We start from the raw sequence: 24,876 nt of genomic DNA on the forward strand, positions 1-24,876 counted from the left end.
TGTTCTGCAGGGACTACGTACCAGCGCGCCAGATAGATCAGGGCCTTAGCAGGAGTATCGAGCAGGGAGAACCGGCCTTGAGCGCCGGCGCATGCGGCGGGCGGACGATCAGCGCGCCGGAATTGGCCAGGATCTTCATCATAGAGGAATCCTGTTTGGCAAACGCCTCGGCGCGAAGAATGCCGTCGTCGCCGCGGATCAGTCTCGCACGCACGTAGTCCTGGCGCTGGTCGTTGGCGGCGAGGTCATGGGCGGCGATGGCTTCGGCATCCCTCGAGCGAGCGGGAAGATGCGCCAGTGTCCGGACAAGCGGCTCCAGGAAGAGCAGGCTGCAGACGAGGCTCGCCACCGGGTTACCCGGCAGGCCGAGCACCTGCATCTCGCCGAGGCTGCCGACCATCAGCGGCTTGCCTGGCCGCATCGCAATTCGCCAGAAATCCAGCTCCATGCCGGCAGCTTTCAGCGTCGATTGCACGAGATCATGGTCGCCCACCGAGGCGCCGCCGAGGGTTACCAGCACATCGACATCCGCGGCACGTGCGCGTTCGATTGCTGCGGTGATGGCCTTGCTCTGGTCCGGCACAATTCCGAGGTCGAGGACCTCTCCGCCGTTGTCACGCACTAAAGCTGCCACCCCGAACGTGTTGGAGGCGATGATCTGCCCTGCGGCAGGGTTGCTTCCGGGTGCGAGCAGCTCATCGCCGGTGGCGAGGATTGCCACCTTCGGTCGCCGATAAACGGCAAGCGCCGGATGGTTCATCGCAGCAGCAACCGTGAGATGCGAATAATCGAGCCATGTCCCCTGAGGAAGCACGGCCTCTCCCTCGGCGAAGTCCTGGCCGCGGGGCCGGATGTGTCTGCCCTTGGTGACAGCAAACTTCGTACGAATGCGGCCGCCTTCGACGGCTTCGGCGTCTTCCTGAATAAGAACGGAATTAGCACCATCGGGGACGGGGGCGCCGGTAAAGATGCGGACGGCCTCTCCTTGCCCGACATGTCCAGGGAAGGGATGGCCGGCGGCCGCAGTGCCGATGACGGTCAGTTCGGCACCGACTTCGGGCGCATCTTCCGCTCTCAGGGCGTAGCCGTCCATCGCGGAGGCATTGAAGGGTGGCTGAGTCAATCGGGCAGCAACGGGTTCGGCAAGCACCCGCCGATTGGCCTCCCCTAGTGAAACGATGTCGCTGTCTTCTACCGGTCTGGCACGAGCAAGCAGTCGGGCCTTTGCCTCGGAGACAGGCAGGAGAGCCATGCTCAATCGTCTCCGCGGCGATAGGGGCCAGACTTGCCGCCGGTCTTCTCCACCAGTCGAACTCCGCCAATCTCCATGTCCTTGTCGGCAGCCTTGGCCATGTCGTAAATCGTCAGGCAGGCGACGGAAACGGCAGTCAGAGCTTCCATCTCCACACCTGTCTTGCCGGTGAGCTTCGCGGTCGCTGTCACCTTTAGGCCAGGAAGGTCAGCATCCTCGGTGATCTCAACCGACACCTTTGTCAGCATCAGAGGGTGGCAGAGCGGGATGAGGTCGGAGGTCTTCTTCGCCCCCATGATGCCGGCGAGTCGTGCCGTACCGATCACGTCGCCTTTCTTTGCGTCCCCGTCGCGGATGAGCTTGAGGGTCTCCGGCTGCATCCGCACGAAACCCTCCGCGGTTGCCGAACGCTGCGTCTCGGCCTTGTCGCCGACGTCCACCATGTTGGCTTCGCCGGCGGCGCCGATATGGGTGAGGCCCGCCACCCCGGCCATCACTCTGCCGCCACGGATGCGGACGTGCCGGTGAGAAGGACCCGCGTCGCCTGTGCTACGTCGTCCTGGCGCATCAGGCTTTCGCCCACCAGGAACGTGCTGATGCCGGATCTCTGGAGCCGCAGGCAGTCGTCGTGCGTGAAGATGCCGCTTTCGCCGATCAGCAGGCGGTCGTCGGGTACCATGCCCGAGAGCCGCTCTGACGTCTCAAGGCTGACCTCGAAGGTGCGCAGGTTCCGGTTGTTGATGCCGATCATCGGGGAGGAGAGCTTGAGGCCTCGCTCGGTCTCTTCTTCATCATGCACCTCGACGAGGACATCCATGCCGACATCCTGTGCTTCGTCCTCGAGCCGCCGAGCCTCGTCGTCCGTCAGCGATGCCATGATCAGCAGAATACAGTCGGCGCCCCAGGCGCGTGCTTCATGCACCTGGTAGGTGTCGAACATGAAGTCTTTGCGCAGCGCCGGAAGCGAGGAGGCGTTCCGGGCAGCAGTCAAAAATTCCGGTGCCCCCTGAAAACTGGGGGTATCCGTCAAGACGGAGAGGCAGGCCGCGCCACCCTCCTCATAGGCACGAGCGAGGGCAGGTGGATCGAAGTCCGGCCTGATCAGGCCCTTCGAGGGGCTCGCCTTCTTGATCTCGGCGATGAGACCGAAGCTGCCGGCATCCTGCTTTGCCTTGAGCGCCCGATAGAATCCGCGAGGTGATTCCTGTTCGGCGGCTTTCGCCTTCAGGTCCGCCAACGATACGTGCGCCTTGGCGGCTTCGATTTCCTGCCGCTTGTAGGCCTCGATCTTCTTCAGGATATCGGTCATCAATCGGCCCTCAATCTTGTTCGTTCGACACCGCTACCAACCGGTCCAGTGCTGCGGCTGCTTCGCCGCTGTCGAGAGCGTGGGTCGCCTGCTCCATACCCCGCTTCAAGTCGGAAGCTACACCGGCCACGACAAGCGCTGCGGCCGCGTTGCAGAGGGAGATGTCACGATAGGCGTTCTTTGACCCGCCGAGAACGGCACGCAGCGCAGCGGCGTTCGCAACACCGTCCCCACCTTTCAGTTGGGCGAGTGTTGCGGTCTCGACGCCGAAATCCGCCGGCGTCAGGTCGAAGCTCCGAATCTCTCCGTCTTCCAGCGCCACAACGTTCGTCGTGCCGGTGGTGGTGACTTCGTCCATGCCGTCGCCATAGACGACCCAGACGCGCTCGGAGCCCAGATCGCGAAGCACCTCCGCAATCGGCATCAGCCAGCGTGGCGAGAAGACCCCCAGCAATTGCCGCTTGGCGCCGGCGGGGTTGGAAAGGGGGCCAAGGATATTGAAGATGGTGCGCGTGCCAAGCTCTACGCGACTTGGTCCGACATGACGCATGGCGGAGTGATGCATCGAGGCGAACATGAAGCCGATTCCGGCCTCCCGGATGCACCGGCCGATCTTGCCCGCACCAATGTCGAGGTTCACCCCCAGCGCCGAAAGGGCGTCGGCGGCCCCGGACTTGGAACTGAGCGCGCGATTGCCATGCTTGGCGACGGGCACGCCACAGCCCGCAACTATGAGGGAAGCAAGGGTGGAGATGTTGTAGGTCCCGGTTCCGTCGCCGCCGGTGCCGACGATATCGACCGCGTGTGCCGGCGCTTCAACCGGTAGCATCTTCGAACGCATGGTCGTGACGGCTCCGGCGATCTCGTCCACCGTCTCGCCGCGTACCCGCAAGGCCATCAGAAAACCACCGATCTGCGTCGGCGTCGCTTCGCCTGACATCAGGATCTCGAAGGCCTGGCGCGCCTCCTCGCGGTTCAGGCTCTCGCCGTTTGCGACCTTCGCAATGATCGGCTTCAGTTCGGGCATCTTGCGATATCTTCCTCAGCGGATCGAGTTGGCGACCTGTTCGGCCACGGCCTGGTTGATGGAAACGCCGTAATCATTCTGCAGCCGGTTGACCATCTGGTCGAGCATGTCGTCGCCCGCCGCCTGCGCCAGGCGCTGCAGCGGCTCCTGGTTTGACAGCGCATCCGCCGGCACCAGATCCGAACCGGTGACCTTGATCAGCAGCTGGCTCTCACCGTCTGCCCCGACGGCGGTTGTGACGAGCCCGACAGGACCGGCGAATAGAGCATTCACCGCTTCCGGCCCAAAGATGGCATCCTCCGCGTTGCGGCGCAGTCCCTGCTTCGTTTCGACTGCAATCCCCAGATCTTCGGCCACAGCAGCGAGCGTGGCGCCGCCTTCGACGCGCTGCTTGAGTTCAGTTGCCCGGGCGCCGAGAGCCTCGCGCTGCTGCTCCGCCGTCCAGTCGGCAACGACCCGCTCGCGAACCTCATCAAGCGTTCGATCCCGTTCCGGCGTCACTTCGCTTACCTCGAACCAGACATAGCCGTTATTGCCGAGAGAGACGGGGAGCGGCTGTGCACCCGGTTCGGAGCGAAAAACGTCGGTCAGAAGTGTATCGGCCGTTGGCAGGTTCTCGATCTTCTCGTCCTGAGGTGTGGTGCCCGATGCGTCGGCGGTCACGGTCACAGCCTTCAGGTTCAGTTCCCTGGCCGCTTCCTCCAGCGTAGCGCCGCCAGCACGGATTTCCTCGAACCGGTCATGCGCATCCAGCACCTGCTGGGAGCCGACCTGCAGGGCAAGCTGCTGTCGGATTTCGCTTTCTACCTCTTCGAAGGACCTTGTGGTTTCCGATGTGACGTTGGTTACCCGCAGGATCACGGGACCAAACGCACCGTCGATAACATCCGTCGTTCCACCTTCGGAGGACACTGCAAAAGCCGCATCGGCAAGAGTCGGATCTGGAATGTTTTCCTTCGTGAATTCTCCGAGGAGGACGTCGCTGGCGGTCTTGCCCTGATCGGCGACGAGCTGGTCGAACGTCGTGCTGCCTTCCCTGAGCTGCGTGGCCGCTGCCTCTGCCATTTCGCGACTCGGATACGTCAGCTGCTCGATGGTGCGCGTGCCTCGGGTCGTGAAGCTGTCCTTGCGCTTCTCGTATTCCGCGCGAGCCTCTTCCTCGCTGATGGAGGAGGGATCCGCAAGGTCCGATGGCTGCAAGGTGACATAGGTGAAGGTACGGTATTCCGGAGCACGGTAGCGCGCCTTGACACCCTCAAACCACGCCGCGAGCACGTCATTGGTCGGCGCCTTCACCGGCGCGATGTTCGCGTTGGAGAGCAGCAGGTAGTCCACAGAACGGGTTTCGTCGCGATACTGTTTGAGCGCATCGAGCATGACCTGAGGCGGTTGGAAGCCGTCGGAGACAGCCTCGACGATCTGGCTGCGTACGGCGACTTGACTGCGCTCGGTGATATAGTCGTCTTCACGCAGGCCGGCATTGCGCAGGCGGGAGGTAAAGAGGTTGCGGTCGAATTGGCCGTTGCTGCCCTGGAAGGCCGGATCTTCGGCGATCAGCATGGCCAGGCGGTCATGCGACAGGCCGAGCCCCATATCGTCCGACAGCTGATCGAGCGCGGCGCCGGCTGTAAGCTGCGAATAGACCTGCTGATCGATGCCGAATGCACGCACCTGCTCCGGCGTGAGCTGCATGCCGAACTGCCGTCCCAAAGCGGCGACGTGCCGCTGATAGGCGAGCGCGAACTCTTGCGCCGAGACTTCCTGATCGCCGACGGTCATGACGGTGTTGGCGTCGGTCGCCACAAGCGACGTGGAAACGCCCCAGATGCCGAAGGATGCGACCAGAAGCAGAAGAAGCGCCTTGGCGACCCAGGAGCGGGAAGCATTTCTGAGGGAGTTGAGCATTGCCTACTTTACCTTGCACGATGTCCGGCCGCCGCTCGGGCGGGATGATCGAACGTCTCTAGAACAATCTGTCACGGAAATGAAGGCATGCGGATGCAAAAGCAGGTGAGTGTCCGGCTGCTGTCACCCCTGCCAGGGAATCAATTGAGCCGTGTGATGAGGGAGGCAGCGTCTGCCGGCGCACGCACCTTGGCATCATTGTCGAAATAGACATAGACGTCGCGGCCGGAGGATCGGTCGGGGGAGGGCGGCAACACCCGTTTTGCCTGTTGAGGATCTTTTCCGGCAGCCCAGCTGCGGACAAGTGCCGCCCAGACGTCGAGCGCCCCCTCGTCATAGCCGCTGACATAAAGTTCCTCAGAACCATGGAGGCGGCAGTAGACGAAGTCGGCGGTGAGATCCATCAGCAGCGGCCACTGCACCGTGTCGGCGACCACGAGCGCGGCACCGTAACAGCGCAGCAGTTCGATGAATTCGTCACACGCAAAGCTCTCGTGCCGGATCTCGAACGCGTGCCGCATCAGGCGGTTCTTGTCGGTCTCCGTTGCAGAACGACCGTCGAGGCGGCTGTCGTGCCGCTTCGCAAGCGCCACCGCCTCGTCCGTTTCCTTGGGCAGGATCTTCAGGAAGTTTTCAAATCGCCCCGCGTCGAACTTCATGCGCGGCGGAAACTGCCAGAGGATCGGACCGAGCTTGTGGCGCAGGTTGAGAAGACCGGACGCCAGATAGTTGGCAAGCGGGATCTCGATCTCCTTCAGCCGCTTCATGTGCGTGATGAAGCGCGGGCCTTTGACGGAAAAGACAAAGTCGTCCGGCGTCGCTTCGCGCCAGGTAGTGAAGTCCTGCGGCATCTGCAGGCTATAGAAGGTGCCGTTGATCTCGATGCTGGGGAAGTGGCTCGCCGCGAAGCAAAGCTCCTGCTTCTGCGGCAGTCCCACGGGATAGAAAACGCGACGCCACGGCTTGTAGGTCCACCCGGAGATACCGATGCGGATGGTGCCCGTTCTGGTCATGGCGTCTCCTCGTCATCCGTCTGCTCAACCAGCCCGAAGGCGGTTGTTCGTGGGCCAACGGAGGCGCGGCGCCAGAGTTCCGAAGCCTATTTGGTGAAGATGAAGAAGGCGCCGAGCGCAATGAAGGCAAACCCGATGCCCTGTTTCCAGTGGAAGGCTTCGCCGAGATAGAAGACCGAGAACAGAACGAAGACGGAGAGGGTGATGATCTCCTGGATGGTCTTCAGCTGCGCTGCATTGAAATAGCCGTAGCCGATGCGGTTCGCCGGGACCTGAAAGCAATACTCGAAAAGCGCGATCCCCCAGCTGACGAGAATGACGACGTAGAGCGGGGCGGCCTTGAACTTGAGGTGCCCGTACCAGGCAAACGTCATGAAGATGTTGGACAGCAGGAGAAGGACGATCGTGAAAACAGGGGCGGTGGGAAACATGAGGTGGGGTTCCGCTGCGATTATCTCTTCACCGCAATCATGTTCCACCGAGTCGGACAAGGGAGCCCGTTGGCGAGGGCGTACCGCCGTCCATGGAAGTGGCGTTGTTGCCGCACCCGGCACCTGCTAGAGCCGTTGCCGGGATCGAACGTCGCCGTTGGCGGCAAACTTGACTGGATGCCTGCGTGAACGACACTTCTCCCCAGCCGCCCCTATCGCCCTCATCCCAGATGAGCCGTCAGCCTGCTCAGGTCAGCGGGAGGAGCGCGGGATCCCGGTTGCTGCTCGGGATCAGCCTGGTGCTGATCGCCTTCAACCTCAGACCCGTTTTCTCGAGCGCCTCTGCGCTCCTGCCGGAGATCCGCACGCAGCTTGGTCTCGATGCACTTGGTGCAGGGCTTCTGACGACGTTGCCGGTTGTCTGCCTTGGGGCCTTCTCGCCGCTTGCGCCGAAACTGGCACAGCGGATCGGTACGGAGGGGACGTTGCTCGCCGTCACCCTCCTGCTGGCGCTGGGAACGGCGCTGCGCGGTATCTCTTCCATCTGGCTCCTCTTCCTTGGCACGGCTATCGCCGGTGCCTGTATTGCCGTCGGCAACGTCCTTCTCCCGGGTTTGGTGAAGCGGGACTTTCCAGACCGGACCGCCCTGCTGACCGGTCTCTACACCATGGCGCTTTGCGGTGGGGCAGCCGGGGCGGCTGGTCTGACGCTACCGATCGAGCACGCGCTCGGCGGCTCGCTCGGGCTGGCGCTCTCGGCGTGGGCTCTGCCGGCCATTCTCGCCGCCGTGATCTGGATGCCGCAGGTCTTCAGAAGCAGGAGCCAACCGAGACAAAGCCACCCTCGGGTTCGGGGGCTTTGGCGAGACCGCCTGGCTTGGCGGGTTACGTTGTTCATGGGGCTGCAGTCGGCGCTTGCCTATTGCGTCTTCGGCTGGCTGGTGCCGATCCTCCGCGAGCGGGGATTGAATGGCGTTGCAGCCGGCGGGATCGTTTCCGCCTCGGTCATGGTGCAGGCCGCTGCCTGCCTCGTCGTGCCGCATATTGCCGTGCGCGGCAGGGACCAGCGAGTGATCAACGTCGTCCTCTGCCTCTTCTCGGTGGTTGCGCTTCTCGGCCTCCTGTTTGCGCCGCTCTCCACAGTCTGGCTCTGGGCTGTCCTCCAAGGCATCGGCCAGGGCGGGCTGATCGCAGCGGCAATGACGGTGATCGTGCTCCGCTCGCCAGATCCTCTGGTCGCCTCACACCTTTCGGGGATGGCGCAATGCGTGGGCTATCTCCTGGCCTCGATCGGTCCGCTCTTCGTCGGCCTGATCCGCGACTGGAGCGGCAGCTTTGCCGCTTGCGGCCTGCTGTTCGTCGCGCTGGGCGCTGGCGCCGCGTGGAACGGCTGGCAGGCCGGTCGCAGCGTCCACGTCGGTGTGCGCGCGGAGGCGGCGGACGTTAAGTAGCAGGCTCCGTCACCCGTGGACGATCTCCAGGTGCCTCTGCAGCCGCTTTCCATAGGCCTGGCTGATCCGGTCGAAGATGATCGCGATGCCGACGATCGCCAAGCCGTTGAAGATTCCGAGCGTGAAATACTGGTTTGAGATCGCCCGCAGGACCGGTTGCCCGAGCCCCTGAACCCCGATCATCGACGCGATGACCACCATGGCCAGCGCCATCATGATTGTCTGGTTGATCCCCGCCATGATGGTGGGTAGGGCAAGCGGCATCTGCACATCTTTCAGTTTCTGCCAGGCAGACGAGCCGAAGGCGTCGGCTGCCTCCAGGACGTCGCGGTCCACCAGTCGGATGCCGAGATTGGTGAGACGGATCATCGGCGGCAGCGCGTAGATGACGACCGCAATCAGGCCCGGCACCTTGCCGATGCCGAGCAGCATGACGACAGGGATCAGATACACGAAGCTTGGCATCGTCTGCATCACGTCCAGGATCGGATTGACCATCGCCTGAAGGCGGTTCGAGCGCGACATCGCGATCCCGATCGGAATGCCGACGATGATCGAGAGCACGGTGCAGACGAAGATCATCGAGATTGTCTTCATCGTGTCTTCCCACATGTCGAAATAGCCGATCAACAGTAGAGTGATGACGCATCCGGCCACGATCTTCCAGCTGCGGCTGGCGAGCCAGGCGATGGCTGCGATAATGAGAAGGATGATCGGCCACGGAGTGTCCGTCAGCAGTCGCTCCGACTGAATGAGAAAGAACTGCAGTGGATCGAAGAAGGATTCGATTGCATCGCCATAGGCGCGGGTAAAGGATCGAAAGCCTTCGTCGATCACCTTTTTCAGGCCCCGCAGCATGTCGTCATCCATGTGGGGGAAGCTCGAAAGCCACTCCATCAGAAGGTCTCCGGTGAGATCGGGGTATTTGCGGCAGGCAGGGGGGCATGTTTGCTGGCGGCGCGAGCGGCCGCCAGCATTGATCCTGCGTTAGAGCGCGGCCTTGATCTTTTCGGCCACCTCGGGCGAGACCCAGGTGGACCAGATATCCTCGTGCTCCTGCAGGAAATGGCGGGCGCCGTCTTCACCGGTTGCCTGATTGTCGGTCATCCATGCCATGAGCGCGTTGACCGTCGCATTGCTCCACGAGCGCTTGTTCAGGTAATCCATGACTTCCGGGCCAGCGCGCTCTGCGAAGCTTGCGCTCAGCATGGTCTGCACGGTGTCCTTCGGCCAATCATTCTTCTTCGGGTCCGGGCAGTCGGCAACGGTGTTGCACCGTTTCCATTCCGCTTCGTCGTAGGGAACGCCGTGCTCAAGCTTGACCATCTCGTACTTGCCGAGCAGCGCCGTCGGCGCCCAATAGTAGCCGACCCACCCGTCCTTACCTTCGTAGGCTTTGGCGATCGAACCATCAAGGCCGGCAGCCGAGCCGGTATCGACCAGAGTAAAGCCGGCGTCTTCGGCACCATAGGCCCTGTAGAGCTGTGCGGTGGCAACGGTGCCGCCCCATCCGGCGGGTCCGTTGTGGATTGCGCCCTTGCTGGAGTCTTCGGGATCCGGGAATAGTTCCGGATGCTTCAGCACGTCGTCGATGGTCTTGATCTCCGGATTGGCGTCGGCAATATATTTCGGGATCCACCATCCCTGAACGGCGCCGTCCGACAGCGCCACGGCGGCGCCGACCAGCTTGCCGTCGGCAACCCCACGGCCCACGACTTCGGGCAGCAGGTCGATCCACCCTTCCGGTGCAAGATCGGGTTCGCCCTTTTCAACCATTGAAGTGAGCGTCGGCACGGTATCCCCGACAATGATTTCGGCGTTGCAGCCGAAGCCTTCGTTGAGGATGAACTGATCGAGGGCGGCGAGCACCTCGGCGCTTTGCCAGTTCATGCTGGCAATCGTGACATCGCCGCATTCGGCGGCGGCGACCGTTGCGCCAAGGGCTGACAGGCCGAAGGCGAGGCAGGTAGAAGCAAGCAGACGTTTCATGGATGGCGTTCCCCTGGTTGATGTCCCGCCGGTCGGCGGCATTTCACCGGCGTTTCCTCCACGCCGGGCAGAGTCATGCGAGGGTTCTTGGTGCCCTTGTCCTTACCCGATGAGTTTTGCAGGCCTGCCGGCCCGCACCGTTCCATTTGCGCCGAGCGCTTTTCCGTTTCCGCCAGTGATGAGTCAGGAAGAGCGGCAACTGGAGGCGCCTGTACAGAAAAGTCGTCCGCTGCTCTCCAATTCGGGCGCGAATGATCCATATTGGTGGACGAGGCATAGACGGTGTAGCCGGTCATGCCGGGGGATCAGACACGGAGGGCAAATCTCATGCACATTCGGAAGAAGAGCGCTGGTGTTCTGCTTGCGCTATCACTGACTGCCGGCCAGGCTTCGGCCCAGGTGGTAATTTCCTCCAAGATCGATACCGAAGGCGGTGTCCTCGGCAACATCATCCTTGAGGTTCTGCAGGCAAACGGTATTGAAACCACGGACCGGATCCAGCTCGGCGCAACGCCGGTCGTGCGATCGGCCATCACGGCGGGCGAAATCGACATCTATCCGGAATACACCGGCAATGCCGCGTTCTTCTTCGAAAAGGCGGATGATCCGGCTTGGAAGAATGCTGAGCAGGCCTACCAGCAGGCGAAGAAGCTGGATTACGACGCCAACAAGATCGTCTGGCTCACCCCATCGCCCGCCAACAACACCTGGGCGATCGCACTTCGCAATGATGTCGCTTCGCAAAACGATCTCAAGACCCTCACCGATTTCGGCGAGTATGTCGCGGACGGCGGTGAAGTCGTGCTGGCGGCCTCGTCAGAATTCGTCAACTCCGCCGCTGCACTACCGGCCTTCCAGACCACCTATGGCTTCGAGCTCAAGCCGGATCAGCTCATCACGCTGTCGGGCGGCGACACCGCGGCAACGATCGCCGCAGCGGCGAACCAGACGAACGGCGCCAATGCCGCCATGGTCTATGGTACGGATGGCGGTATCGGCGCGTCAGGACTGGTTGTCCTGGAGGATGACAAGGGTGTCCAGCCCGTCTACCAGCCGGCACCCATCATCCGCGAGGAAGTGCTGAAGGAACATCCGGAAATCGAGAGACTGCTGCAGCCGGTGTTCGAGAAGCTTGATCTGAAAACGCTGCAGGAGCTCAACGGACGCGTTCAGGTCGGAGGTGAGCCCGCCAAGGCCGTGGCCCAGGGTTTCCTGAAGCAGAATGGCTTCCTCAAGTAGGTTGTCTAAGGCTCCACCAGTGCCGAAACGGCGCCCGGCGGAGCCTTGACAGAGGGACGCCGTGGTGAGTTCCAATATCGACAAGCTTGGCGCCCTGATCGTCGCAATGGTCGCCTATGCGGCGTCCTCTCCCTTCGCCACCCTGCGTTCCAACCGGATCGTCCAGGGTGAAGGTTTCGGCATTCCGTCTGCGCTTCCGGCCTGGATGGCGGGACTGCTGTTGACGGTCATTGCGTTGGCGTCGCTGGTGGCGCTCCTCCGGCGCGAAGCAATTCCTCGGCTCGTTTCGGCCGCAGCCGTGATGGTCGCACTTTTCGCCTTTATCGGGGAAGCAGCCGCCTTTCTGACGCCTGCTGACAACACTTACGCACGCGTGGCGCCGGCAACTGGGTTCTGGCTGTTGCTCTTCACCTTCGCGCTGCTTGCAGCGGACGGAATCAGCCGCATGCGGCCCGGTCCGGTCATGCGTCTTCTTTACCTCGTGACAGCCATGGCAATCATCGCTGCAATTCTACTGTCCGGCCTGTGGGCGGACCTTTCGGTCATGAAGGAGTACGCGGTGCGAGCCGACGTGTTCTGGAGCGAGGCGTCGCGGCATTTGGTGCTGGCGCTTGGTTCGCTTGCTGCGGCGGTTGCCGTCGGTGTTCCTCTTGGCATTGTTTGCGAGCGCGTGCCGGCAACGCGTGCAGCGGTGCTGAACACGCTGAACATCGTCCAGACGATCCCGTCGATTGCCCTTTTCGGCATACTGATCGCTCCGCTTGGCTGGGTTGCCGCACATGTGCCAGGGGCCTATGCGCTTGGCATTCGGGGCATCGGTGCCACGCCTGCGTTCGTCGCGCTGTTCCTCTATTCGCTCCTGCCGATGGTGGCCAATACGGTGGCCGGCCTTGCAGGTGTTCCTCGTGAAAGTCGGGAGGCGGCCCGGGGGATAGGCATGACATCTGCACAGCGTTTGCTCCGGGTGGAATTCCCTCTTGCGCTGCCAGTGATCCTCACGGGCATCCGCATCGTCCTCGTCCAGAATATCGGCCTGGCGACGATTGCCGCGCTGATCGGCGGCGGCGGGTTTGGCACCTTCGTTTTTCAGGGATTGGGGCAGACCGCGACAGACCTCGTCCTGTTGGGTGCGCTGCCGACGGTGGGGTTGGCGTTCGTGTCGGCGGTCGTGCTCGATGCCTTGATCGACATGAACAGTATCTCGCCCGCAAGGAAGGATGCCTGATGATCGAAATCGACGGTATCACCAAGATCTATGACGGGAAGTCGGTCGTCGACGACGTTACGCTGACGATCGAGCCTCACACCGTCGCCGTCATCGTCGGGACCTCCGGTTCGGGCAAAACCACCCTGCTGCGCATGGTCAACCGGCTTGTAGAGCCGGATGCGGGAATGATCCGCCTTGACGGTGAGGATAACCGGACGATCCCCGGCTACGAACTGCGCCGCCGGATCGGCTATGCGATCCAGGGCCATGGCCTCTTCCCGCACCGGACGGTGGCGGAGAACATCGCCACGGTGCCGCGACTAATTGGATGGGACAAAGAAAAGACGGCAGCAAAGGTGCGGGAACTGCTGACGCTCTTCCAGCTCGACGCGGATCTCTTCGGGCCGCGCTACCCGCACGAGCTCTCCGGTGGCGAGCAGCAGCGGGTCGGGGTCGCCCGCGCACTGGCGGCCGAACCCAATGTGCTCCTGATGGACGAGCCGTTCGGAGCGCTCGATCCGATCATCCGGGCAAAGGCGCAGGACGATCTCCTGGCCATCCAGAAGCATTTCGGCACGACGATCATTCTCGTCACGCACGACATGAACGAGGCGTTTCACCTCGCGGACAAAATCGCCGTGATGGATGCTGGCCGGTTGCTGCAGTTCGGGCCCCCGGACGAGTTGGTGCGGCAACCCGCCACCGGTTTCGTCGAGGCCATGGTGGGCGCGTCGGAGCGGCCGTTCCGGCTGCTTTCCATGCGCCGCGTTTCTGATCTCGCCGAACCTGGGAGCGCGGACGGGTCGCCGATTGCGGCAACGGTGACTCAACAGGATGCACTTGCCGAACTGATGTGGACCGGCCGGAGCGCGGCACCCGTTGTTTCATCGGATGGAGAGGCGAGGGGGCGCGTGACGCTGGAGGCGCTTTTGCAGCGGGCCCGAGGGCCGAAGTGATGCGGGCTCTTCCATATTTGCTGCGCGGACTGCTGCTGGCGCTCCTGATGACCTTCCTGCTTGTGCCGCAGACCATGGAGCCACTGCTGCGCCCGCTTGCGCAGTCAAACGCGCCGGTCATCTACAATCAGGGCAGCCTTCTGTCTCTCACCGTGCAGCATCTGCTCACGGTTCTTGCTGCCACCTCCGCCGCGACGGTCGTTGCTGTCAGCCTGGCTATCCTCGTCAGCCGGCCTGCAGGGGCCGAATTCCTGCCGCTCTCGCGCAGCCTCGTGAACATCGGCCAGACCTTTCCGCCGGTCGCCGTCCTGGCGCTTGCGGTGCCGGTGGTGGGCTTCGGCGAAAAGCCCACGCTGATCGCACTCTTCCTTTACGGTCTCCTGCCGATCTTTGAAAGCACGCTGACCAGTCTCACCACGCTGCCGAGAGCCGTCGTGGAAGCCGCGCGCGGTACCGGCATGACCGGGGCCCAGAGACTGCTCCAGATCGAGCTTCCCCTGGCACTTCCGGTGATCCTGTCGGGAATCCGGCTTTCCGTCGTGATCAGCCTTGCGACGGCAACGATCGGATCGACCGTCGCTGCCCGCACGCTTGGCGAAGTGATCATTGCCGGGCTGCAGTCGAACAACCTCGCTTTCGTTGTCCAGGGTGGACTGATTGTCGGCGCTCTGGCGGTCCTCATCTATGACGGACTTTCGGCACTCGAGCGGCTGACGGTGGCGCGTTCTTAAGCGCTCCGGCGACGAAGAAATGCGTCCCCTGATCCGGAAACAATTTTGCCGACCCCCTCGTTAGTCTCTCGAACCACAAGGAGGAATTCCATGTTCGGCAGACTTCTCATGACCACAACATTCGCGCTTGGCCTTACCACCGCAGCGCTGGCACAGACGACCGGTGGCGCGGCAGTGACGGCAACGTCTGAAGCATCCACCGCAGCAGGCGCCAGCGGAACGGCTCTTCTGCAGCCGCGAGCAGCAGGCAACGCAGTGCCTAATGACTTGCAGGGCGTTGCGACCGGCAACGCCGGAACAGGCACGGCAATTTCCAACTGCGGTGCGGAGACGTCGATGCATGGCACCGGAACGGCGGGCGCCACGGGTCTGGCAGATCCGGGTGCTGCCGCAACAGCCGGCGCGGCGGCTTCCGTCGAAGCCTGCTAAGGCGAAACGAGACCCGTAGAGGCATGCTCGCAGGTTTTATGCGGCCTGCGAGGTGCCAGTTGACGCTCTCTAAGCCACACTGTAAACGCTCGGCTCTGTGGAAGAGTGTCCGAGTGGTTTAAGGAACCGGTCTTGAAAACCGGCGTGCGGGAAACCGTACCGTGGGTTCGAATCCCACCTCTTCCGCCATTGCCACCTTCATTCCCGGCATTTACGCACCACTTCGAGGTCGATGTGCAGGGCCCCCTGTCGTCTCTTCATCGACCCTCCGCGCAAAAAAAAGGAACAATCCTGCCCAGTGAGGCTTCGGAAAAAAGAAAGAGTACCGAGCGTGCCCCGCTATTTCTTTGACCTTGTCAACGGTGACGGACTGGTTCGTGACGAGATGGGATTGTTCTTCCGGAGAACCGTGACACCCTGTTGCGTGAGGTGAGCCGGATCCTGACGGATCTGGCGCGCGAGGAGCTTGCCGATAGCGCCTATGGTGAGATTAACGTTATGTGCGCGACGATAACGGGCGCTCCGTCCTTTCCAGCAAGGTCGACTTTCACACCGCACGGGGGGACTGATCGCGCCACGCGGGCGTTAGGTGTTGGTTAACCACATCAAGCCAAATGCCAGATTGTCCCCAGATTTAATTCGCATTTTCGCCACTTTCGCACCAAAGGGTGTGGCTGTTGCTTCGCCGGATCAGCCTGGTTGTGCCGGAGCGGAGCAATGGCCGCCTGAACGCGAGGTCTGCGGCCGGTGACGTGAGGGGACTTCGAGTTGCAATTGAGCGGCGGTGCGCTTTCGCTTTCGGCGAAATGGCTTGGGATCATGATGGTGTGCTTGAGCGTTGCATCCTGTGCGACGACCGAAGCCCCGAAGAAGAAGACCCGCAGCAAGGAATACTTCTCCGAAAAGGAATATGGCGTGAAGGCAAGCCCTCGTGTCGTTTCCGAGGGGCGGCCGGTCCCGAAAGGGGGCGGCCGGTTCATGGTGGGCAAACCCTACGAAGTCAAAGGGAAGACCTACGTCCCGGAGGAAGATCCCGGCTACAACAAGAGCGGGCTGGCTTCCTGGTACGGGTCGGCATTCCACGGCCGCGTGACTGCCAATGGCGAAATCTACGACAAAGAACATCTGTCGGCCGCGCATCCGACGTTCCCGCTGCCAAGCTATGCGCGGGTGACGAATCTGGAAACCGGCTCCTCCGTCATCGTGCGTGTCAACGATCGTGGGCCTTTTCATCCCGGCCGCATCATCGACGTTTCGTCCAAGACGGCTGATTTGCTCGACATGAAGCGGACCGGCACCGCGAAGGTCAACGTCCAGTATGTCGGTCGCGCCCGCATGGACGGGCACGATATGCCTTATCTGATGGCGTCCTACTCGCGAAAGGGCGACAGGCTTCCATCCGTTCAGCCCGAAGGGCAGATCGCAACGGGCGTGATGGTGGCCTATGCCGCACCGCTTGGCGATCAATTGCAGAGCTATGCGGCACCCGTGCCGTCGCCGGCACCGAGTGCTGCACCGGCGACGATGGCCTGGAGCGGCCCGATGCCCGGCAGTCCGGCAGTGTCCGGCGCAAGCCAGGCATTGAACGGCTTTGCAACGGCAGCAGAATTCACCGTTCTGCCGGAGATTGGCCCGATCCCTTCGGAGCGGCCCGGCTATGGGTTGGCCAGCGCTCAGGGTAGCCTCACATCGGCCTACACTGTAGAGCCGATAAGGGCTGTCGAGATCGCTTTCGACGCGGTCATGGTCCGCAACGACGGGCTGACGGAACAGTCGATCCTTTCTCACGCAAAGCGGCATTCGATCAAAAAATAGCGACAGTGGCCGAATGGCGATTGTTAGCGTCCGGTCATGTTGCTAGGCCTGTCGCCTCGAAATTGAAGAGGCGTTGATGAGGCTGCTGGCTTTCATACTCCTGGCAAATCTCCAGTTTGCCGCCACTACTGCTCCGGCATTTGCGCAAGAGGACGCGCCCGTCTTCGCCACAAAGGCTGCGCAGGCCTATATGGTTGAAGCAAAGACCGGGACTGTTCTTCTTGCGGCCAACGAAAACCAAGCCTTCCCACCCGCTTCGCTCGCCAAGCTCATGACGATGGAAGTCGTCTTCAGTGCTCTGGAGCGTGGAGAGATTACGGAGCAGAGAGCGTTTCCTGTATCCGAGAATGCTTGGAGAAATGGCGGTGCCCCCTCCGGCACGACGACGATGTTTGCCGCGCTCAATTCACAGGTGCCGGTTATCGATCTGGTGAAAGGCGTGGTAATCCAGAACGCGAATGACGCCTGCATCATCCTCGCGGAAGGCATCAGTGGATCCGAGGCAGAGTTTGCCACACGCATGACGGCACGTGCGAAAGATCTGGGGCTTGCGCGCTCGTCCTTCGGTAATGCGACCGGTCTTCCGGGAGCAGAGAGCTATACGACCGCACGTGACCTCGTAGAACTTGCCCGCCATCTGCACCGGGATTATCCGGACTACTATCCCCTCTATTCGCAGCCCGACTTCGAATGGAACAAGATCTTCCAGCGCAACAAGAACCCGCTCCTGTCCCTGAACATTGGCGTCGATGGTCTGGGCGCTGGTTATTCGGAGGGAGCAGGCTTCGCGGCGGTGGCCTCTGTTGAACGCAATGGCACAAGGCTGTTTCTTGCACTCGGCGGCCTGCAGAGCGACAAGGACCGGCTGGAGGAGGCCCGCCGCCTACTCGAATGGGGACTGTCTTCTTTCGAGACGAAGGTTCTGTTCAAGGGGGGCGAGGTTGTCGGTCAGGCAGCCGTCTATGGCGGCGAACATCGCTACGTTGACCTGATTGCAGACGAGCCGATCGACCTCTACCTGCCTAAGAACAATCCTGAGCGCTTGACGGGCCGGATCGTCTACAAGTGGCCGCTCAGGGCGCCGGTTTCTGAGGGGCAAGCCGTTGGGTCGCTGCGGATCTTCAGCGGTGAGAGACTGCTTCGGGAGGTTCCGCTTTTGTCGGCAGAAGCGGTCGGAACCGGCAGCCTCGCCTCCCGCGCAACGGACGCGTTGCTGGAGATGATGTTCTTCTGGCTGTGAGCGTGATCGCGGTTTCACCCCGCAGCGACTTAGGCTAAACAGGGGCGCTTCGGCGTAGCGAGATGGAAGAGCATACGGTTTGGCAAGACAATCAGGTTTGTTTATAACATTTGAAGGCGGCGAGGGTGTCGGTAAATCCACCCAGATCGGCCGCCTCGCTGATGTGTTGCGCCGCCGTGGTCACGACGTGCTGGTTACACGCGAGCCGGGAGGCTCTCCAGGAGCGGAGGCCGTCCGACACGTCATTCTGTCGGGTGCCGCCGAGGAGTTCGGCGTTCGCATGGAAGCCATCCTGTTTGCGGCAGCGCGCAACGATCATGTCGAAGAAGTCATTCGTCCCGCGCTGGCGAAGGGGGCGGTCGTAATCTGCGATCGGTTCATGGATTCCTCCCGGGTTTATCAGGGTGTGACGGGAAACCTCGAACCTGAATTCCTGGAGACGCTGCAGCGGGTGGCGATCAACGGCTTGCAGCCGGATTGCACGATCATCCTCGATTTGCCGGCAGAGAAAGGCCTGGCCCGAGCGAGGAGCCGCAGCGGGGGCGGGGCGCCAGACCGGTTCGAGCGGGAGGAGTTGCAGACGCACGAAAAGCGGCGCGAAGCCTATCTGGAGATCGCTGCGGCCGATCCCGCCCGCTGTCGCGTCGTGGATTCAGATCGAGGCGAAGAGGAGATCGCGGCGGATATTCTCTCCATCGTCGCGCCGCTGACGGAAGAGGAGTCTACCGTTTCGCCAGGAGTGGAGACGGTGGGATGAACGACGAAGCGCACGATGTCCTAGAAGGAGCGATTCCGCCGGCGCGCAACCCGAATCTTTTCGGGCATCAGGCGGCAGAGGCTTTCCTTGCCCGCAGCTATCGGTCCGGCAAAGGGCACCACGCGATCCTAATCGAAGGACCGGAGGGCATCGGCAAGGCGACGCTCGCGTTCCGTTTTGCCAATCACGTGCTCACCCACCCCGACCCGGACGCCGCGCCGGACGTCCTCGCGGCACCGGATCTAGACGCGCCGCTAACGCGCCAGATAGCCTCCGGCGCCTCGCACAGCCTGCTCCACCTTACGCGGCCAGTGGACGAAAAGTCGGGAAAGGCGAAGACAGCGATCACGGTCGACGAAGTGCGACGCGCCGGCCACTTCCTTGCCCAGACATCGGGCACCGGGAACTGGCGCATCGTTATCATTGATCCGGCAGACGACCTCAACCGCAACGCTGCCAACGCTATTCTCAAGATTCTCGAGGAGCCGCCGCGACGCTCCCTCTTTCTGGTGCTGTCCCACGCGCCGGGGAAGCTTCTGCCGACGATCCGCTCGCGCTGCCTGCCGTTGCGCCTGTCACCGCTAAAGGACGCAGATCTTTCGAGAGCGCTTGCCGCGCTCGGCTCACCGCTTGACGGTGGAAAGACGGAGGAGGCCGTTCTCGCGATGTCCGGCGGCAGCCTCTCGCAGGCTCTCAAGCTGTTGAACTACGGCGGCGCCGACATTATGGCTGCTTTTAATGATCTGCTTTCGACGCAAGGGCCCGCCGCGCGCAAGGCAATGCATCGGCTGGCGGATGTTCTCTCCGCCAAGGATAGCGACGTCGTGTTCGGCTTCTTTCTTCAGCATCTGCAGGATCATCTGGTTGCCAAGGCGCGCGCCTCGGCGCTCGCCGGAGAGATCGCAGTCGCTGACCGCCATGCGCGTCTCGCCAGCGATATCAATGAAAGGCTGACGGTCTCCCAAGCCTACAACCTCGACCGCAAGCAGACGGTCTTGTCGATCCTGGAGGCCGTCCACGCCGGCTGAGAGCGGGCAAGTTTCGGTTTCGCTGCCGCGCAACATGCGCTAAGAGCCAACGCACAATGACCAGTGCTCGAGTGCAGACGATGTCGAACAAGACGCCCTATTACATCACCACCGCGATCTCCTATCCAAACGGCAAGCCTCATATCGGCCATGCCTACGAGCTGATTGCGACCGATGCCATGGCGCGTTTCCAGCGGCTCGACGGCAAGGATGTCTTCTTCCTGACGGGCACCGACGAGCATGGCCAGAAGATGCAACAGACGGCGCGGGCCGAAGGCGTCGAACCGGCGGCGCTCGCAGAGCGGAACTCCAACGAGTTCCGCGAGATGGCGCGACTTCTGAACGCGTCCAACGATGATTTCATCCGCACGACGGAAGAGCGTCACCACGCGGCCTGCCGCGAAATCTGGAACCGAATGGCCGACAACGGCGACATCTACAAGGACAGCTATGCCGGCTGGTATTCGGTGCGCGACGAGGCCTATTACCAGGAAGGCGAAACGGAGGTACGCGACGACGGCGTCCGCTATGGGCCCCAGGGGACGCCTGTCGAATGGGTGCAGGAGGAGAGCTATTTCTTCCGCCTCTCGGCCTACCAGGGCAAGCTGCTGCAGCACTACGAGGAGCATCCGGAGTTCATAGGCCCGTCCGAACGCCGAAACGAAGTGATTTCCTTCGTCAAGTCAGGTCTCAAGGATCTTTCGGTCTCGCGAACGACCTTCGACTGGGGCATCAAGGTGCCGAACGACCCGGCGCATGTGATGTATGTCTGGGTCGACGCGCTCACCAACTACATCACCGCAACCGGCTACCTGGACGATGCCAGAGGGCCGAAGGCCAAGTACTGGCCGGCCGATGCGCATATCATCGGCAAGGACATCATCCGTTTCCATGCCGTCTACTGGCCAGCCTTCCTCATGTCGGCCAAGTTGCCGCTGCCCAAGCGCGTCTATGCCCACGGCTTCCTGCTCAACAAGGGCGAGAAGATGTCGAAGTCGCTCGGCAACGTCGTCGATCCCGTGAACTTGGTGAACCACTTTGGCCTCGACCAGGTGCGCTATTTCTTCATGCGCGAAGTTTCCTTCGGTCAGGACGGCAGCTACAGCGAGGAGGCGATCGGCACGCGCATCAACTCCGACCTTGCCAACGGCATCGGCAACCTGGCCAGCCGCTCGCTTTCGATGATCGTCAAGAACTGCGACGGCAAGATTCCGCAGCCGGGCCCGCTGACCGACGAGGACAAGGTGATGCTGGCGCTGGCCGACGGCATGCTCGACACATGCCGGGACGAGATGGGCAAGCAGTTGATCCACAGGGCGGTGGCTGCCATCATCGCAGTGGTATCGGAAACCGACCGCTATTTTGCCGGCCAGGAGCCGTGGGCACTGAAGAAGACCGATTCGGAGCGGATGGGCACCGTTCTCTACGTGACGGCGGAAGTGGTCCGGCAGATCGCCATCCTGCTTCAGCCGTTCGTGCCGTGTTCGGCGGAAAAGCTGCTCAATCTCGTCGCCGCACCGGCGGACAAGCGCCATTTTGCCGCGCTGGGTGAGGGGGGGCGCCTTGTGCCCGGTACCCCGCTGGAGGCGCCAACGCCGGTATTTCCACGCTACGTCGCTCCCGAGGCCAACGGATAGACCAGAACTTCTTCATGTTGATCGATACCCACTGCCATCTGGATTTTGCTGATTTCGACGCGGAGCGCGACGAACTCGTCGCGCGAGCGCATGAGGTGGGCGTCAAGCGGATGGTGACGATCTCGACTCGAGTGCGCAAGCTCGGCACGCTGCTGGCGCTGACCGAGCGCTACCCTTCGGTCTTCTGCTCGGTCGGGACACATCCGAACAATGCCGCCGAAGAGCTCGATGTCACCGCGGACGACCTGGTGCGGCTGGGCGAAAGCCACGAGAAAATCGTCGCCATCGGCGAGGCGGGACTGGACTATTTCTACGATACACAGAAGCCCGAGGATCAGCAGGCCGGCTTTCGCCGTCACATCGAGGCGGCGCGCCGCACGCAGCTTCCGCTGGTCATCCACAGCCGCAGCGCAGACGACGACATGGCTGCAATCCTGACTGAGGAAAGCGGGAAGGGGGCCTTTCCCTTCATCCTGCACTGCTTTTCATCTGGATTGGAACTGGCACAGACGGGCGTCGCGCTTGGTGGCTATGTCTCTTTTTCCGGCATCCTCACCTTCCCGAAGTCGGAGGAACTGCGCGAGATCGCCAAGACGGTGCCTCACGACCGGCTGCTCGTCGAAACGGATGCGCCTTATCTTGCCCCGAAGCGCTGGCGCGGCAAGCGCAACGAGCCGTCCTACGTGATCAACACCGCGGAAGTGTTGGCAGATACGCTCGGCCTCGACTTCGAAGAGATGGCACGAATAACAACGGAAAACGCGCTCCGCATCTTCGCCAAGATGCCGCGGATCTGAGGTGATGGAGTACCGGCGCCGCTTTACGATCCTCGGCTGCGCGTCTTCGCCGGGCGTGCCGCGCATCAATGGCGACTGGGGCGCCTGCGATCCGACCAATCCGCGCAACCGCCGCACCCGCGCCGCCTTCCTGGTGGAACAGTTTGCGCCAGATGGCGGCTGCACCACCGTCGTCGTCGACACCGGGCCCGACTTTCGCGAACAGATGATTGCGGCGGGAGTGCAGCATATCGATGCGGTGCTCTTCACCCACGCGCATGCCGATCATCTGCACGGCATCGATGACCTGCGCGGCTACTTCATCCTGCAGCGGCACCGGATCCCCATTTACGCGGACTCCTTCACCATGGACCGGATCCGCATGGGCTTTGGCTACTGCCTAGAAACGCCTCCCGGCGGCAACTATCCGCCGATCGTCGAGCCGCGCATCATAGGGTCGCTGGAGGAGCCGATCGTGATCGGCGGTGCCGGTGGTCCGATCGGGGTGCTGCCGCACCGGCAGGCGCATGGCGACATCCACTCGCTCGGCTTCCGCTTCGGCGACGTCGCCTATTGCAGCGACGTCAGCGACTTTCCGCCGGAGAGCCAGGACAGGCTTGTTGGGCTCGACACGCTGGTGATCGACGCCCTGCAGCATCACCACCACCCGAGCCATCTGTCGCTTGGCCAGGCGCTTGAGTGGATCGAGAAGCTCTCGCCGCGGCAGGCGATCCTTACCCACATGCACATTCCGCTCGACTATGACGAGGTCATGGCCTCCACGCCCGACCACGTTGTACCGGCCTATGATGGCATGGTCTTCGAGGCGGCCCCAGCGCGCTAAGTTCCCGTTCAGATTTGCGCTGCAGCCTCCTGCAAGACCGCCGCATGGCGGTGCCGTAGGAGGGTGATCAGGCCGAACAGAACCACTGCTACGGCCGCGCAGACGATAGCGATGCTGACCGCAGCAGTGGGGCCGAGCGATTCCAGTGCGACAGCGAAGAGGTCCGGCGCCAGGGCTGCGGAGAACTGGCGGGCCGCGGTGACCCAGCCGAGGCGGCCTCCGTAGCCGGTCTCGCCGAACAGCTCGAGCGGCAGCGTGCCGCCGACAATGCTGGCAAGACCACAGCCGAAGCCGAACAGGATCGCGAAGAGAGCAAGACCAGGAAACCACGGCGCTGCCCCCAGAAGCACCAGGAGGCCAAGTCGCCTAAAGGCGTTAGGCTGTGCCGCCCTTCGGAAGCGGTTCTCGACATCCTGCCGATGCCGCAGAAGGCTGCCTTCGCGAAGGAGGACGGCGAGCGTGTGGTCGACGACAGAGGCCGCCGCGTCGCGCCAGCAACCTGACCTGCAGAAAGAGCCTCCCAGGAGGCTGACTACCAGAGGAACCCGCCGATGCAGCCTGCACGCCCGACACTGCGCCTGTCATTTCTGGACCGGTATCTGACGCTCTGGATCTTTGCAGCCATGGCACTGGGGCTTGTGCTCGGGTCCGTCTTCGATGGGCTGCCGGCTTTCCTAGACAGCATGTCGGTGGGAACGACGAACGTTCCGATCGCCATCTGCCTGATCTTGATGATGTATCCGCCGCTTGCCAAGGTGCGCTACGAGGAACTGCGCCTTGTCTTTGCCGACAAGCGGGTGCTCGCTTTGTCGCTGGTACAGAACTGGCTGGTCGGGCCGGTGCTGATGTTCGTGCTGGCGGTCATCTTCTTGCGCGACTACCCGGAATACATGACAGGACTGATCCTGATCGGGCTAGCGCGCTGCATCGCCATGGTGCTCGTCTGGAATCAGCTGGCACGCGGCGATAACCAGTATGTCGCCGGACTAGTGGCCTTCAACTCCATCTTCCAGATCCTGTTCTTCAGCGTCTATGCATGGTTCTTCCTGACGCTGCTGCCACCCTTGTTCGGCCTCGAGGGCAGCGTCGTGGACGTATCCTTCTGGACGATCGCCGAGGCCGTCCTGCTCTATCTCGGTATCCCGTTCCTGGCGGGCTACCTGACCCGGCGCTTCCTGACGAAAACCAAGGGCAGGGATTGGTACGAGGGTGTCTTCCTGCCGAAGATCGGACCGATCACGCTGGCGGCTCTGCTCTTCACGATCGTTGCCATGTTCAGCCTCAAGGGCGGCGACGTCGTCTAGCTGCCGTTCGATGTCGTGATGATCGCCATACCGCTGACCATCTATTTCCTTATGATGTTCACGATCAGCTTCCTGATGGCGAAGTCGCTCGGCGCCGACCATCCGCGCTCGACGGCCGTCGCATTTACCGCCGCCGGCAACAATTTCGAGTTGGCCATCGCCGTCGCCATCGCAGCTTTCGGCCTGGCATCGCCGGTGGCGTTTGCGGCCGTCATCGGGCCGCTGGTCGAGGTGCCGGTGCTGATACTCCTGGTGCAGTTCGCGCTGTGGCTCGGCAGGCGTAATCACGGCGTCGGAAAGGAGGCGCCGGCGGAATAGCAGAGAGCAATGAGATCAGGACGATGCAGCTAAAACTTCATCTTGAGATGCAGAGGGTGGATTCAAAACGGAGGCGTCGATGGTAAAGCCTCAACTGCACGTAGCTTGAAGTTCCATAATCTATCTTATGCGACAACGCCATGTAAGGGCTATTTAGTAATGCGACAGTTGGGCCAGTTAGAGATGCGACAGTCTCGCCTCTTGATGCACTGGTCAAA

Annotated in this window: 24 protein-coding genes, 1 tRNA gene and 2 pseudogenes; 16 read left to right on the forward strand and 11 right to left on the reverse strand. The window is 62.2% G+C overall.

Annotation, left to right across the window (positions count from 1 at the left end; genetic code table 11):
- Positions 1 to 37 precede the first annotated feature (37 nt).
- From MUU54_RS21140 to MUU54_RS21170, 7 genes are all read right to left on the reverse strand, one after another.
- The gene (locus MUU54_RS21140) at positions 38 to 1,252 is read right to left on the reverse strand and encodes a molybdopterin molybdotransferase MoeA (protein WP_247245938.1); all 1,215 of its coding nucleotides are present in this window, start codon (positions 1,250 to 1,252) and stop codon (positions 38 to 40) included.
- Positions 1,253 to 1,254: 2 nt separating this feature from the next.
- On the reverse strand, positions 1,255 to 1,746 hold the full coding sequence (gene moaC / locus MUU54_RS21145; protein ID WP_247245939.1) for a cyclic pyranopterin monophosphate synthase MoaC: 492 nt from the start codon (positions 1,744 to 1,746) through the stop codon (positions 1,255 to 1,257).
- Positions 1,746 to 2,561: an indole-3-glycerol phosphate synthase TrpC gene (gene trpC / locus MUU54_RS21150; protein WP_247245940.1), complete on the reverse strand. Its 816-nt coding sequence runs from the start codon at positions 2,559 to 2,561 to the stop codon at positions 1,746 to 1,748. The genes moaC and trpC overlap by 1 nt, the downstream gene beginning before the upstream one ends.
- A 10-nt stretch (positions 2,562 to 2,571) precedes the next feature.
- Entirely contained in the window at positions 2,572 to 3,588 is a 1,017-nt protein-coding gene (gene trpD / locus MUU54_RS21155; protein ID WP_247245941.1) for an anthranilate phosphoribosyltransferase, read from the reverse strand.
- A gap of 15 nt (positions 3,589 to 3,603) precedes the next feature.
- Entirely contained in the window at positions 3,604 to 5,493 is a 1,890-nt protein-coding gene (locus MUU54_RS21160; protein ID WP_247245942.1) for a peptidylprolyl isomerase, read from the reverse strand.
- Positions 5,494 to 5,633: 140 nt separating this feature from the next.
- Positions 5,634 to 6,506: a DUF72 domain-containing protein gene (locus MUU54_RS21165; protein WP_247245943.1), complete on the reverse strand. Its 873-nt coding sequence runs from the start codon at positions 6,504 to 6,506 to the stop codon at positions 5,634 to 5,636.
- Between the two features lie 86 nt (positions 6,507 to 6,592).
- Positions 6,593 to 6,937 (reverse strand): DMT family protein, encoded by a 345-nt coding sequence (locus MUU54_RS21170; RefSeq protein ID WP_247245944.1) that lies wholly within the window; start codon positions 6,935 to 6,937, stop codon positions 6,593 to 6,595.
- A 230-nt stretch (positions 6,938 to 7,167) separates the two neighbouring features.
- On the opposite strand from MUU54_RS21170, the gene MUU54_RS21175 reads away from it, so the two are divergent.
- Entirely contained in the window at positions 7,168 to 8,388 is a 1,221-nt protein-coding gene (locus tag MUU54_RS21175) for a CynX/NimT family MFS transporter (protein WP_247245963.1), read from the forward strand.
- 9 nt (positions 8,389 to 8,397) lie between these two features.
- Here MUU54_RS21175 and MUU54_RS21180 read toward each other — a convergent pair whose 3' ends face one another.
- The 3 genes from MUU54_RS21180 to MUU54_RS21190 form a co-directional block, all read right to left on the reverse strand.
- Positions 8,398 to 9,285: an ABC transporter permease gene (locus tag MUU54_RS21180; protein WP_247245945.1), complete on the reverse strand. Its 888-nt coding sequence runs from the start codon at positions 9,283 to 9,285 to the stop codon at positions 8,398 to 8,400.
- Positions 9,286 to 9,375: 90 nt separating this feature from the next.
- Complete coding sequence (locus MUU54_RS21185; RefSeq protein ID WP_247245946.1) at positions 9,376 to 10,377, reverse strand: ABC transporter substrate-binding protein; 1,002 nt, start codon at positions 10,375 to 10,377, stop codon at positions 9,376 to 9,378.
- Positions 10,374 to 10,673, reverse strand: coding sequence for a hypothetical protein (locus MUU54_RS21190; protein WP_247245947.1), 300 nt, complete (start codon positions 10,671 to 10,673; stop codon positions 10,374 to 10,376). The genes MUU54_RS21185 and MUU54_RS21190 overlap by 4 nt, the downstream gene beginning before the upstream one ends.
- Positions 10,674 to 10,704: 31 nt before the next feature.
- On the opposite strand from MUU54_RS21190, the gene osmF reads away from it, so the two are divergent.
- The 13 genes from osmF to MUU54_RS21255 all read left to right on the forward strand — a co-directional run bounded on the left by osmF (position 10,705) and on the right by MUU54_RS21255 (position 23,036).
- Positions 10,705 to 11,616, forward strand: a complete 912-nt coding sequence (osmF, locus tag MUU54_RS21195) for a glycine betaine ABC transporter substrate-binding protein OsmF (protein WP_247245948.1) — start codon at positions 10,705 to 10,707, stop codon at positions 11,614 to 11,616.
- Positions 11,617 to 11,680: 64 nt separating this feature from the next.
- Positions 11,681 to 12,841 carry an ABC transporter permease gene (locus MUU54_RS21200; RefSeq protein ID WP_494338238.1) on the forward strand — a complete coding sequence of 387 codons (1,161 nt, stop codon included), beginning with the start codon at positions 11,681 to 11,683 and terminating at the stop codon, positions 12,839 to 12,841.
- Positions 12,841 to 13,779, forward strand: coding sequence for an ABC transporter ATP-binding protein (locus MUU54_RS21205; protein WP_247245949.1), 939 nt, complete (start codon positions 12,841 to 12,843; stop codon positions 13,777 to 13,779). The genes MUU54_RS21200 and MUU54_RS21205 overlap by 1 nt, the downstream gene beginning before the upstream one ends.
- Positions 13,779 to 14,510 (forward strand): ABC transporter permease, encoded by a 732-nt coding sequence (locus tag MUU54_RS21210; RefSeq protein ID WP_247245950.1) that lies wholly within the window; start codon positions 13,779 to 13,781, stop codon positions 14,508 to 14,510. Before MUU54_RS21205 ends, MUU54_RS21210 begins: the two co-directional genes overlap by 1 nt.
- Positions 14,511 to 14,600: 90 nt before the next feature.
- Positions 14,601 to 14,939: a hypothetical protein gene (locus MUU54_RS21215; protein WP_247245951.1), complete on the forward strand. Its 339-nt coding sequence runs from the start codon at positions 14,601 to 14,603 to the stop codon at positions 14,937 to 14,939.
- A 99-nt stretch (positions 14,940 to 15,038) separates the two neighbouring features.
- A tRNA-Ser gene (locus tag MUU54_RS21220) sits at positions 15,039 to 15,128 on the forward strand.
- 633 nt (positions 15,129 to 15,761) lie between these two features.
- On the forward strand, positions 15,762 to 16,754 hold the full coding sequence (locus MUU54_RS21225) for a septal ring lytic transglycosylase RlpA family protein (protein ID WP_247245965.1): 993 nt from the start codon (positions 15,762 to 15,764) through the stop codon (positions 16,752 to 16,754).
- A gap of 76 nt (positions 16,755 to 16,830) precedes the next feature.
- Positions 16,831 to 17,994: a D-alanyl-D-alanine carboxypeptidase family protein gene (locus MUU54_RS21230; protein WP_247245952.1), complete on the forward strand. Its 1,164-nt coding sequence runs from the start codon at positions 16,831 to 16,833 to the stop codon at positions 17,992 to 17,994.
- A 79-nt stretch (positions 17,995 to 18,073) separates the two neighbouring features.
- Positions 18,074 to 18,751, forward strand: a complete 678-nt coding sequence (tmk, locus tag MUU54_RS21235) for a dTMP kinase (protein WP_247245953.1) — start codon at positions 18,074 to 18,076, stop codon at positions 18,749 to 18,751.
- On the forward strand, positions 18,748 to 19,779 hold the full coding sequence (locus MUU54_RS21240; protein WP_247245954.1) for a DNA polymerase III subunit delta': 1,032 nt from the start codon (positions 18,748 to 18,750) through the stop codon (positions 19,777 to 19,779). The genes tmk and MUU54_RS21240 overlap by 4 nt, the downstream gene beginning before the upstream one ends.
- Before the next feature lie 80 nt (positions 19,780 to 19,859).
- Positions 19,860 to 21,416, forward strand: a complete 1,557-nt coding sequence (gene metG, locus MUU54_RS21245; protein WP_247245966.1) for a methionine--tRNA ligase — start codon at positions 19,860 to 19,862, stop codon at positions 21,414 to 21,416.
- A gap of 14 nt (positions 21,417 to 21,430) precedes the next feature.
- Positions 21,431 to 22,213 carry a TatD family hydrolase gene (locus tag MUU54_RS21250; protein WP_247245955.1) on the forward strand — a complete coding sequence of 261 codons (783 nt, stop codon included), beginning with the start codon at positions 21,431 to 21,433 and terminating at the stop codon, positions 22,211 to 22,213.
- Between the two features lie 4 nt (positions 22,214 to 22,217).
- Entirely contained in the window at positions 22,218 to 23,036 is an 819-nt protein-coding gene (locus MUU54_RS21255; RefSeq protein WP_247245956.1) for an MBL fold metallo-hydrolase, read from the forward strand.
- An 8-nt stretch (positions 23,037 to 23,044) separates the two neighbouring features.
- Here MUU54_RS21255 and MUU54_RS21260 read toward each other — a convergent pair whose 3' ends face one another.
- On the reverse strand, positions 23,045 to 23,386 hold the full coding sequence (locus MUU54_RS21260; RefSeq protein ID WP_247245957.1) for a hypothetical protein: 342 nt from the start codon (positions 23,384 to 23,386) through the stop codon (positions 23,045 to 23,047).
- A gap of 12 nt (positions 23,387 to 23,398) precedes the next feature.
- Here MUU54_RS21260 and MUU54_RS21265 point away from each other — a divergent pair.
- Positions 23,399 to 23,539, forward strand: a pseudogene (locus MUU54_RS21265) (arsenate reductase); the annotation flags it as partial.
- Between the two features lie 48 nt (positions 23,540 to 23,587).
- Positions 23,588 to 24,658 (forward strand): annotated as a pseudogene (arsB, locus tag MUU54_RS21270) (ACR3 family arsenite efflux transporter).
- Positions 24,659 to 24,876: the final 218 nt, after the last annotated feature.

It is taken from the genome of Pseudorhizobium tarimense, from assembly GCF_022968135.1.
Lineage (GTDB): Bacteria > Pseudomonadota > Alphaproteobacteria > Rhizobiales > Rhizobiaceae > Neorhizobium > Neorhizobium tarimense.

Excerpts from the sequence above, each read along its gene's own strand:
- trpD (WP_247245941.1), bottom strand. The coding sequence starts at position 3,588 with ATGCCCGAACTGAAGCCGATCATTGCGAAGGTCGCAAACGGCGAGAGC.
- MUU54_RS21175 (WP_247245963.1), top strand. The coding sequence starts at position 7,168 with ATGAGCCGTCAGCCTGCTCAGGTCAGCGGGAGGAGCGCGGGATCCCGG.
- trpC (WP_247245940.1), bottom strand. The coding sequence starts at position 2,561 with ATGACCGATATCCTGAAGAAGATCGAGGCCTACAAGCGGCAGGAAATC.
- MUU54_RS21205 (WP_247245949.1), top strand. The coding sequence starts at position 12,841 with ATGATCGAAATCGACGGTATCACCAAGATCTATGACGGGAAGTCGGTC.
- MUU54_RS21230 (WP_247245952.1), top strand. The coding sequence starts at position 16,831 with ATGAGGCTGCTGGCTTTCATACTCCTGGCAAATCTCCAGTTTGCCGCC.
- MUU54_RS21165 (WP_247245943.1), bottom strand. The coding sequence starts at position 6,506 with ATGACCAGAACGGGCACCATCCGCATCGGTATCTCCGGGTGGACCTAC.
- osmF (WP_247245948.1), top strand. The coding sequence starts at position 10,705 with ATGCACATTCGGAAGAAGAGCGCTGGTGTTCTGCTTGCGCTATCACTG.
- MUU54_RS21140 (WP_247245938.1), bottom strand. The coding sequence starts at position 1,252 with ATGGCTCTCCTGCCTGTCTCCGAGGCAAAGGCCCGACTGCTTGCTCGT.
- metG (WP_247245966.1), top strand. The coding sequence starts at position 19,860 with ATGTCGAACAAGACGCCCTATTACATCACCACCGCGATCTCCTATCCA.
- moaC (WP_247245939.1), bottom strand. The coding sequence starts at position 1,746 with ATGGCCGGGGTGGCGGGCCTCACCCATATCGGCGCCGCCGGCGAAGCC.
- MUU54_RS21190 (WP_247245947.1), bottom strand. The coding sequence starts at position 10,673 with ATGACCGGCTACACCGTCTATGCCTCGTCCACCAATATGGATCATTCG.
- MUU54_RS21185 (WP_247245946.1), bottom strand. The coding sequence starts at position 10,377 with ATGAAACGTCTGCTTGCTTCTACCTGCCTCGCCTTCGGCCTGTCAGCC.
- MUU54_RS21210 (WP_247245950.1), top strand. The coding sequence starts at position 13,779 with ATGCGGGCTCTTCCATATTTGCTGCGCGGACTGCTGCTGGCGCTCCTG.
- MUU54_RS21215 (WP_247245951.1), top strand. The coding sequence starts at position 14,601 with ATGTTCGGCAGACTTCTCATGACCACAACATTCGCGCTTGGCCTTACC.
- MUU54_RS21225 (WP_247245965.1), top strand. The coding sequence starts at position 15,762 with ATGGTGTGCTTGAGCGTTGCATCCTGTGCGACGACCGAAGCCCCGAAG.
- MUU54_RS21240 (WP_247245954.1), top strand. The coding sequence starts at position 18,748 with ATGAACGACGAAGCGCACGATGTCCTAGAAGGAGCGATTCCGCCGGCG.
- MUU54_RS21180 (WP_247245945.1), bottom strand. The coding sequence starts at position 9,285 with ATGGAGTGGCTTTCGAGCTTCCCCCACATGGATGACGACATGCTGCGG.
- MUU54_RS21250 (WP_247245955.1), top strand. The coding sequence starts at position 21,431 with ATGTTGATCGATACCCACTGCCATCTGGATTTTGCTGATTTCGACGCG.
- MUU54_RS21160 (WP_247245942.1), bottom strand. The coding sequence starts at position 5,493 with ATGCTCAACTCCCTCAGAAATGCTTCCCGCTCCTGGGTCGCCAAGGCG.
- MUU54_RS21255 (WP_247245956.1), top strand. The coding sequence starts at position 22,218 with ATGGAGTACCGGCGCCGCTTTACGATCCTCGGCTGCGCGTCTTCGCCG.
- MUU54_RS21170 (WP_247245944.1), bottom strand. The coding sequence starts at position 6,937 with ATGTTTCCCACCGCCCCTGTTTTCACGATCGTCCTTCTCCTGCTGTCC.